Consider the following 9660-nt stretch of genomic DNA (forward strand, 5'->3'; position numbering starts at 1 on the left):
ATATCGCTTTGTCCAAAAGTGATATGGTTAAAAGTTAGTGCTAAAGCCAGAACCAAACTGGTGCACTATGCCTCGGAATGTGGTGTACTTTGTTCGGAATAATCAAGTAACACTTGATTCAAGTGAAAAGATTACTAGAACATTTCCTAGGAGTTAAAGTAACCTCAATTATATTTTTAGTACTCAACTATTGGTTCTCCAATTTATCTATTAACAAAAACAATTTAACTATTTAAAGAGATAAGCTCACCAGGATAATATTATAAATTTTGAATTTTGCAAACATCCTGGTTATCTAGAAGGTCGATTTTGAATTTTAAACTAGATGGATATCTAGCAACTCTTGAAGAAGTCCAACTCAACTTTATTTCAAGTGAATATAATGAAGCGAAAGCTAAACTTAATTCTAGCGTAGGAAAAAAATATTAGTGCGTCTAAAAATGATTCCATAGTAGGTAACCATCAGGTTAGTATATTATATTGTCGCCATTACAATTACGTTCTAAAAAAAGTATTCGCAATACTTCTGAATAAATGAACGGGTGATTGGAGGACAATTTTAAAATACAATTCGTTGTTGACTTTATTATCTAGACTCTTTTTGACAAAAGCATATTATTGGATATAAAACTATATAACTCACTTCGATAGCTATCAGCCAGAGGGATAACCAAGTTGTTCTCCATTATTATCGTATTTGCCTCGACCTTAATGATATAATCTGTATTTATGAGGAAGGATTTATGAACCCTCATAAATTTAGGCCACTTAGAAAATGCTTCAGAAATTTCTTTTAATGTAAGATATGTAGTATATACCCTATTCTGAATGTGTAAATCGATATAGTTTTTTGAGCCTTCAATAGCTATTACTCCAGATGTACATAGTTTAATAAAGTTATTTTTGTTAGCACCTTTTATGTAGAAAAATTCATCGGGTTCTTTAATTCCTTGAATATTCGCTTGAAGTAAAATTTTATTAATAACATTTTTAAATTTTGTTTCATTAAATGGCTTTAACAAAAAGTCATCTGCATTTAATTCAAATGCATTTAAAGCATATTGTGAATGCCCAGTTACGATGACAATGTTTTTTGCTATTTTTCTCATTCTAGGAAAAATATCTAATCCTGAAATTGGCCCCATTTCTATATCCATGAAAAGAATATCAATTTGATTGTTCTTATCAAGTTTATCTAAAGCTTTTAAAGGGTCAACAAAAGTAGAGGTTAGCTCTAAATTTGGAAAAAGTTCGATTAATTCTTCGATGTAATCAATTGTAATTGACTCATCATCGATTATTGAGCATTTATATTTCATTGAGAAAGCGTTTTTTACTTTAAAATCTTAATATACTTCAATTTACTCTTTCGTGTAAGCAGCGAGGTATTTGGTGTAATTCACTCTTAAAGTATCTATTTTAACTGTAATATTAGTTAATTAAATTTTCTTAAACTAATACAAAAAATTATGAAAGCAAACTCATTGAAGAAAAAAATCTTCGCAGCAATTTTTCTAATTGCTGTAATTGGATTGCCATTGCTGTCACACTTCTCAGCTAACCATGGAGGAGCTTATGCCATTGCTGCTAATCATGGCTATGGTAGTGTGGATGGAGCAATTATTGTAGGCACCGCAGTAAATGTAGGGTGGGCATTAGGCCTTTTATGCGGCGTACAATTAGTTGTTGGCCTAGTTGCCGCTGGTTAATTTTATTCTTGGCCTGGGGTTATCCCAGGCCTTTATTATACAATACTTATGAGCTTTACTTATAGACCTTTTCTTTTTTTCTATTTATTTTCCACTCTTGCGATTGCTGGGTGTATTATTTTTTTCAATGATTTATCGATGAATTTCTATTCGGTTTGTATACAATTTTTAGGGATGATTTTAACGGGTTTGTTTTTTAGAAAGTTGCCTAATATTGTAGCCAGAGAAAGTGGCCGAGGTTTTGAAAGAAAATTTTCTGTTTTTTATTTGCTAAATAAAGCGGACAATAAAGAAGCTAAAAATTTGGTGTTTAGTATTTTAGGTGCTACGCTTGTATTGGGTTTTATAAATGCATGGTTAATAATTTTCTGGAAAACTGACATTGATGCCAATCAGAGAAGCCTTTTGTCAACAATCTTCTTTTCTACATTGGGTATTACGCAATTTGGTGGATGGTTTTTCCAAACTGTATTAATATATATGGTTTCAGTTGTCTTAGGTGCCAAGAAGCCTTTCGGATTTTACTTGCGAATAATGGGTATTTCGTATGTCGGATTCATGTTTCTGGCTGCCTTTACTTTACTCTTAAACTACTATTACATTCCAGACCACGTTACATTACAAGACTTCAATAATTTGATACGGTCGAGTCCTGTTTATATAATCGCGGGAAAAAGTGGCGAATTTCTTGTTCTTGCTATGGTGGGAGCTGCTATTGCAAATTATGAGAATTTTACACCCTTGAAAGCTTTGCTGATTGGTTGCATTCCTAGTATCATGCTTTTAGTATTTAACGGACTTTTTGATAAAATACTTTAATGAAGATTTCCAGAAATGTAATTGTTGTAACTGTTGCATTGATAACTTTAATTACTAGTTTTTTGTTTGCCTACAACAGAGGAATTTGCCATGAAAGCAGCAGTTATATAATTAATGTTGACCCTTCTTCATTCATTAAAATATTAATTCAGAACTTGGGATTCTTTCTTTTAATCTTATTGGGTGCCCTTTTCTATAATATATCTAATTTTTTTCTGCTTCTATTTAATGGAAACTTATGGGGTTTAGCTGCTAAGTTTGCAACTTGTAGCCTTGGTTTTTATAATGCAATTATATTAGTTTCCCCTCATATTTTTATTGAAATTTTGTGGATAGGCTTATCTGTTACGTTAAGTTTTAAACTATCCACTATACTTTATCAATTATTCAATGATAAAATAGATGCACATTCGTTTATAACAGAAATAAAAAAGATGAAATATCAATTTTTATTTGCATTTTTACTAGTGATAGTTGGTGTTGTAATCGAAGTTTTTTTATCTCCACTAATTTATAATTCAGTTAGCTTATGACAATTAAATTCATAGTTTGGATTGCCTTAACGGCATTTTTTGCTACCGCAGGTTTTGCAATAGCAAAAACTTTTGGGATTGGTTATGCTTATGCATTTGTATTATTTATAGCACCTGTATGCTATCTGATAAAAAAATACGGCATTTCAAAATTTTCTTTTAAGGCGAATTAAAAACTCCACTTATTAAACTCTTGTGTAAGTTGAACACGAAGGAGTGGAAGAAAATCTCTCTATTCACTTTGAGATAGATAATTCCCCACAGTACAAGATAAAAACAAACGAATTGAGAACCAGATTTTAGTCGCAATCGTATTTATTAATGTCACTATATTTGGACTGATGTTTCTGGTATTTGTTATTCACGATTATTGTAGAGATTAAGAGGGATCTGGTCATATAAGGAGAAGGCCTTTTAGAGGTTAACCGCCCTTCTTGTAAAACAATTTTTTGAATTTATTTTGTTAAATTGCATATATGGATAATAAGATCCCAACATCCGAAGAATTTGCTACCTATAGATCTGTGCAAAAGTATATTGAAGCGAAAATGAAAAAAGATGGTAATCGTTTCAGTGTGCTACAAAAACTAGACTGGCTCATGGCAATTATTACAGGTGTTATAGCCTTCTTATGCTCTTATGGACTAACCATTTTGCTGTTCGGCGGAGAGTTCTGGATTAGAACAGTAAGCAGCGGAATTATGAAATAGCAATCTATATTGAAAATTAACTAAGAATGGTAAGATAAGTAGGTTATAGCTTAATTTAATTACGAAGTAGGCTAAACTAAAACTGATTAAAAAAATCAACATAGACTAATAATTTTATCAATTTCTTAGTGGATGAAATCACCTCCAATTTCACTAACTTCTTCAAGTTATATTAAGATTGTAATTAATCTTGTAAGGAAAACATTACTATAGTTCCAACAATAATGAAAATGCAACTTGCCAGGCTGAACTTCAATTGTTGCCTTGAATACCTCGGCTATACTTTTACTAATTTAATAATTTTTCTATTTGCAAATACTGGGTGAAGTAATAATTTAATTAGCTACACAGCAATTATTATAGAAGATATAAAGTAATATCGATAGGTATTTTCTTATTATAAAGTTTAAATTAAAGTTCCGGAATTCATAGTTTACTCCAACGTTAAGAAAAAATAGTAGAAGAGCAAAAGCTTTAGTTAACATAAAAATAATAGAAGATGCCGTTGTTCGAATAGAGGAGTCTAATGAATTAAAATAAGGAGCCGGCTCTCCAGCCAGCTCCTACATCTACCTATGAAAAATTTTCGATTACTCGAAAATACCTTATTAAAAATGATGAAACATAGGCTTAGAATGAATTCAAAGCATAAAGTTATTAGATATTATTATCATATTTTTCAATGCTGTAAATGTAGGAATTACAGTAGATAATTTTTGATTTTCTAAATATAAATAGTTTTAGTAATATTCTAAATACGTTGTGAAAGTATTATTCTGAATTCGGTGCCTCTTTGGGGGTCAGAGCTTAAAGTAATTTTTCCATTTAATGAACTAACCAACTCCTTCACTAGCTTTAAGCCGAATCCATATCCTTTTTCACCGCTGCTTCCAAATGTTGTCTCGGCTTTTCCATCTAAAATTTGTTGAATTGCTTTTTCTGGCATTCCCTGTCCATTGTCAGATATAATAATTTCCAGCAACTTGTCTTCCAAGATATGTACTATTACAAGTGTTACTGTTACCTTTCCACCATTTGGAGTAAACTTTATAGCATTAGAAATTAGGTTTCCTACGATGGCAAGCAGCTTATTTCTGGGAAATTGAACTGAGTCATTATTAGAATCAACATTAACTATAAACTGTATTCCTTTTGATTTGGCTTGAGGATGATAAAGTGTGAGCAATTTCTCCTTGAATAAAGAAAGGCTAAGTTCAAGGTCATCTACAAGCCTTTTGTTATCCTGAGACAATATTTCATCAGTAAGATCAAGTAGTGATCTTCCACTTTTTTCGATCATCCTGTTGTAGTGCAATAGAGCCTCTACATTAGTCGACCTCCCTTTTTTATTAATTAATTCGGTAAGCCCAATTATGCCAGATAATGGTCCTCTCATATCATGCGCTGCTTGTTTTTTCGAAAGGTCTGCCTCATGAAGACTAGCGTTTAATGACTGAATCTTTTGCATCGATTTGAGTCTTTCTACGACCGTTTGTGCTATGATTTGCAGTATTTCAACTTTTTCTGGAGTTAGTGATTTAACTTCGCTGTCTAAAACACACAAGGTGCCAATGTTAATGCCACTTTCCAACTGTAGAGGAATTCCAATATAGTAGCGAATGCCATCGAGACGCTCCACAAAATCTCTAGAAGTGAAACGTTCATCGATCCTCAAATCTCTAATTTCAAGAGGCATGTCCGACATAATCGCGTATTGGCAGACAGAATTTTCTCGCGGCGTTTGCTTTACTCCCAATCCTAAATCATCTAGCGTCCATTGCGTGTGAGCATCGATGATATTGACTAATGACATTTGTGTACCAGTTACCTTTACAGCTAAACGGGTAAGATCTTCAAATGATACTTCTAAGGCCGTGAAATCAATGTCTAGTTCTGACAGACTAATTAGTCGGTCATATTCATTGGTTGGAAAAACGATAGGTTTATCTGCCATTTTATTTATACGATAAAGATTTAAATGTAAGTCTAAACATATAACTTGCAAACTAATGGTGCTCAAAGCATTTATTTATATGTGTAAATATCAATCAATGTTATAATTATCACAATAAAATAAAAATGTAAGTCATTTAAGATTAGTATTTATATCTTATCAGTAATCCTAGATTAAGCTGCAGCCCATAAGTATTATTGCAATATCCTTGATGGATTATGAAATAAGTTATAGCTTAATATAATAAAATCGCTTATTGGGGGTATAACTTGCTAAAATATTAAAAATTAATTACTGAATCTAAGGCCTCGTCCGCATCTTTGTGAACGAAGTTAGCTTGATAGCCTATTGTGGTGGTAATAGATGAATGCCTATATAGTTTTTGAAGCATTTGAATTGGTATTTTTTCTCCTGCAAGGTTTCCAAATGTATGCCTGGCAATATGCATCGTTAGTTTTTTGGTTAATCCTAAGTCTTCTGAGATAACCGCTAAAGCCTTATTCAGTCTCTTATCAGCATAGGCAATCTTGCGCTGTACGTCATATTTATTATTTAAGTTATCCAAAGCTTTTAACTCAGGAAAAATCAGATCATGCTTTTGTTCATGACTTTTGTACTGTTCAAGTATGGCCAATGCCTTTTCAGGAATTTTCAAAGACCCTGATTTGTCATTTTTTCCCATAGAATAATAATTACGGTCATTTTGGAAATCAGACCACTTAGAGCGCAAAACATCTGAAACTCGCATTCCAGCAAAGTAAAAAGAAAATAACCAAACGTTAAGAGCATGTTTTAAATATGGCCTATCTATTAAATCTAATGCTTCAAAGTTGCTTTGTTCTTCCTTGATTGTATCGGCATCTTTTGTAGGCGCTCCTTTATGCTTCATTTCCCTGCCTAGAGTCAGGGTTGCAATATCTGGCAACGTACTGGCCAATTGTTCCAATCCCTTGCCCTCTTCGGCATTTAATCCAATTTTGTTACTGTCTGGAAACTTGATTGAGATTTTACCTTTACCAAATGGATAATTTTTAATATCGGCAACTTCATTTTTGATGGCTTGATTATAAATTGTGCGTATCACCAAGAGATGGTTTATAATCGTTCTTTCTGAAATAGGTTTTTCATTTCCATTCTTATCTTTTACTTTTCGGTTCGCTTTCAGCCATGCTGTGTATCTTCTAAGTAATGGAACGGTGATTTCACTGAAAGAAATATTTTGATTCTTGTTAAATTCCTTAAAATGATTTATACGTGGCTCGTCTGAACTTATCCTATTATATTTTCCCTCTAACCGGAAATTGTTTAGGTAAGCTTTTGCTTGCTCGTCAAAGGTATTTCCAATAGCTGGTTTTATCTTGCGCTTTACCGAACTTGCTGAATGATCTTTCTTTTGCACTTCAAGATCAATTAGCGTATCTGTAGCCTCGGTACGCTTTGCGAGTATCAACGCATTAAGGCGTTTAGAATTAGGATGTGTTCTCTTCACCTCCTGTGCCTTTGCATCCCATTGGGTTTCGCTTTCAAGTGAATGTCCTAGAAAAATAAATGAAGGAACTCGATTTTTGATAATCCTAAGTGCTAAAGGATAGCTGTTGGTTATCTCCTGTGTTTTTTTATTCGTATGTTTTTTCTTGCGGAGAACTACTTTGATGGACGCCATAAAAAGTATTTTTTGGAAAAGTATTGTTTCGTAACACTACAAAGATAATGAATCCATAACCAAAAATATAATAATTAGGTACAACATAGGTACAACATTTTTGATTTTAACTGATTTTCATTGCAACCTATAATTTCATAAATCCCATTTTAAGCTAAATTAAACAGTATTATGAATTCAAATAATTTCAATGAGCATCACTAAGAAAGAATTCATAACCCTGAGGTCGGCAGTTCGATCCTGCTCCCCGCTACCATAGTGGGCAAATCAAATTTATGTTTGGTTTGCCCCTTTTTTTTGCCCTCAAAAACCTCATTTAAAGTAGCTAGGGCACGCATAGCCTCATTCACCCGAGTAGTTCGATGTTGCGTTCCGTCAAAAATGATATTTTCAGGGTACATCGAACTAATCAGTCTCCGTTTTCCCTCCGAATCTGCATTTAAATAGGATTCGGGAAGATTTATCAGAGCCTTCGTAGCTTTCCTAATCAATTCCGAAATATTAACTTTATCCCTGGTCAGCTCAACCAACTTACATTCAAGCAAAATAATCTTTCGCTCACAATCAGACTTAATTTCACTATATTCTAAGTCAAGAATAACATCATCCAACATCTTATCTCTCGCCTTTATAATCTTCAGACTGAGCTCTTCAATTTGAATCTTAAGCTTACTTATCTCACTGTTATCATCTTTACAGAATCCCTCATATACTTGCTTAAGAATAATGCCATAAGTCTCGGCGAATACAGGATCAATTGTAAACCTTTCAAGTTCTTTAACAAACAGCTTATTGACCGTATCAGCATTAAAACGTACACCGCATTTAGAAAAGCAATGATAATAGTGGTAATATTGCTTACAGCCCTTAGAAGCACTCCCAGAAAGCTTGTACCCACACTTAGGGCAAATCAAGAATCCCCTCAATGGCAACATGTCCATTGATACAATAGTAGTTCTCCGCTTTTTATTTCTTCCCTCCAAAACTGCCATTGCTTTATAAAATACAGCTTCAGAAACTATAGGTTCATGTTGTCCTTTAACTAAATGGGCTTCTTCGTCTTTATATCTAGCTATGGTAATCTTGCCGCAATAAATAGGATTTCTAATAATTTGCCAGAAGTTCTTCCTCCCTGACTTGAGGCCTTTCTTGCTGGCTTCCCGCCAGACCTGATCTATATACCACTTGCCAGTTGCCAATTCTTCATATACCCACCTCATTATAGAGGCTTGTGGCTCTAATGGACAGATATATTTTTTACCGTCTTCAGTTATTTTGTTTATATACCCAACTGGAGCCGATCCCATCCATCGTCCCTCTTTTCTAGCTCTCCTCATTCCGTGAAACGTATTAAGTGCTCTACGATCATTCTCGACTTCTGGTGCCGCTAAATAAAAGGCAAGCATCATCTTGTTTTCAGGTATGGAGATATCTAAAGGCTGCTCTATAGCTTGTGGCTCCACGCCAAGCTCCGCAAGGATTTTGATCATTTGGTAAGCGTCACCAGCATTCCTACTAAATCGGTCCCACTTTGTAAAAAGAACCAAATCCGACTGACCACGTTTTTTCTTGAGATCAGCCAGTAGCTTTTGCCATGCAGGTCTAACAAAAGTTTTCGCAGAATGGTCTTCAAAAACAACTTTCCTAACCTTTATATCCTTGGTAAAACAATATCGCTGCAGGACCTCCTCTTGATTTCTCTGTGAATACCCCTTATCTGCCTGTTCATCAGTACTTACCCTGATATATAAATCTGCTGTAATCATCTTTTGAATGCTTGTTTAAGTTCCAAAATAGCTAAAATATATAGCAAATCCAAGACTTCTTTCGCATGATTAACAGATAGTTTTACACCATTTTTCCCAAGCATTTCAATAAGTTTTTCGGGGGACATTCGCTGCATCGGAAGATTTCTCATAAATATTAGATAAGCCGAAAATTAAATACAAACTGAGAGATGAATTGTATATCCCGTTAGGGATACCGTACGATTTTTGTAGTGCGACCTTAGACCATGATAAGTAATTGATTTGGATCAAGAGAACTATTGCAAGGCTTTGAAAGGAAGTCTTTAAATGATTCTAGTCGGAACGACAGGCCAAAAATGAGCCAGAGGTGTTTTCTTTATATATTTTCATTATACCAAATTCTACTTACCAAGAATTCTAATGTAAGCATACGACCAACCCATCTTTTTTTATCAGATAATTTTTAGACAGTTGTTTTAGCCCAATTGTTTGGCATAAGTTCTTGAAGCTTATTTGCTTTGTGC

The 9660-nt window shown here is 33.7% G+C and carries 9 protein-coding genes; 5 read left to right on the top strand and 4 right to left on the bottom strand.

What is annotated here, in order from left to right; translation table 11 throughout:
* Positions 1–590 precede the first annotated feature (590 nt).
* Complete coding sequence (locus tag ACFOUY_RS09515) at positions 591–1319, bottom strand: LytR/AlgR family response regulator transcription factor (RefSeq protein WP_378960274.1); 729 nt, start codon at positions 1317–1319, stop codon at positions 591–593.
* A 150-nt stretch (positions 1320–1469) separates the two neighbouring features.
* Here ACFOUY_RS09515 and ACFOUY_RS09520 point away from each other — a divergent pair, with 150 nt between their 5' ends.
* The 5 genes from ACFOUY_RS09520 to ACFOUY_RS09540 all read left to right on the top strand — a co-directional run bounded on the left by ACFOUY_RS09520 (position 1470) and on the right by ACFOUY_RS09540 (position 3771).
* Positions 1470–1709, top strand: a complete 240-nt coding sequence (locus ACFOUY_RS09520) for a hypothetical protein (protein ID WP_378960276.1) — start codon at positions 1470–1472, stop codon at positions 1707–1709.
* Between the two features lie 48 nt (positions 1710–1757).
* Complete coding sequence (locus ACFOUY_RS09525) at positions 1758–2528, top strand: hypothetical protein (RefSeq protein WP_378960277.1); 771 nt, start codon at positions 1758–1760, stop codon at positions 2526–2528.
* Positions 2528–3061: a stage II sporulation protein M gene (locus ACFOUY_RS09530; protein WP_378960278.1), complete on the top strand. Its 534-nt coding sequence runs from the start codon at positions 2528–2530 to the stop codon at positions 3059–3061. The genes ACFOUY_RS09525 and ACFOUY_RS09530 overlap by 1 nt, the downstream gene beginning before the upstream one ends.
* On the top strand, positions 3058–3234 hold the full coding sequence (locus tag ACFOUY_RS09535) for a hypothetical protein (protein WP_378960279.1): 177 nt from the start codon (positions 3058–3060) through the stop codon (positions 3232–3234). The genes ACFOUY_RS09530 and ACFOUY_RS09535 overlap by 4 nt, the downstream gene beginning before the upstream one ends.
* A 303-nt stretch (positions 3235–3537) precedes the next feature.
* A complete protein-coding gene (locus ACFOUY_RS09540) occupies positions 3538–3771 on the top strand; it encodes a hypothetical protein (protein WP_378960280.1) in 234 nt (77 codons plus the stop codon).
* Positions 3772–4522: 751 nt separating this feature from the next.
* Here the strand turns inward: ACFOUY_RS09540 and ACFOUY_RS09545 are convergent.
* The 3 genes from ACFOUY_RS09545 to ACFOUY_RS09555 all read right to left on the bottom strand — a co-directional run bounded on the left by ACFOUY_RS09545 (position 4523) and on the right by ACFOUY_RS09555 (position 9154).
* Positions 4523–5725 (bottom strand): sensor histidine kinase, encoded by a 1203-nt coding sequence (locus ACFOUY_RS09545; RefSeq protein ID WP_378960281.1) that lies wholly within the window; start codon positions 5723–5725, stop codon positions 4523–4525.
* A gap of 280 nt (positions 5726–6005) precedes the next feature.
* Positions 6006–7388 (bottom strand): phage integrase SAM-like domain-containing protein, encoded by a 1383-nt coding sequence (locus tag ACFOUY_RS09550; RefSeq protein ID WP_378960282.1) that lies wholly within the window; start codon positions 7386–7388, stop codon positions 6006–6008.
* Between the two features lie 212 nt (positions 7389–7600).
* A complete protein-coding gene (locus ACFOUY_RS09555; protein WP_378960283.1) occupies positions 7601–9154 on the bottom strand; it encodes a recombinase family protein in 1554 nt (517 codons plus the stop codon).
* Between the last annotated feature and the right edge of the window lie 506 nt (positions 9155–9660).

This window comes from Pedobacter jamesrossensis (genome assembly GCF_042650905.1).
GTDB lineage: Bacteria > Bacteroidota > Bacteroidia > Sphingobacteriales > Sphingobacteriaceae > Pedobacter > Pedobacter jamesrossensis.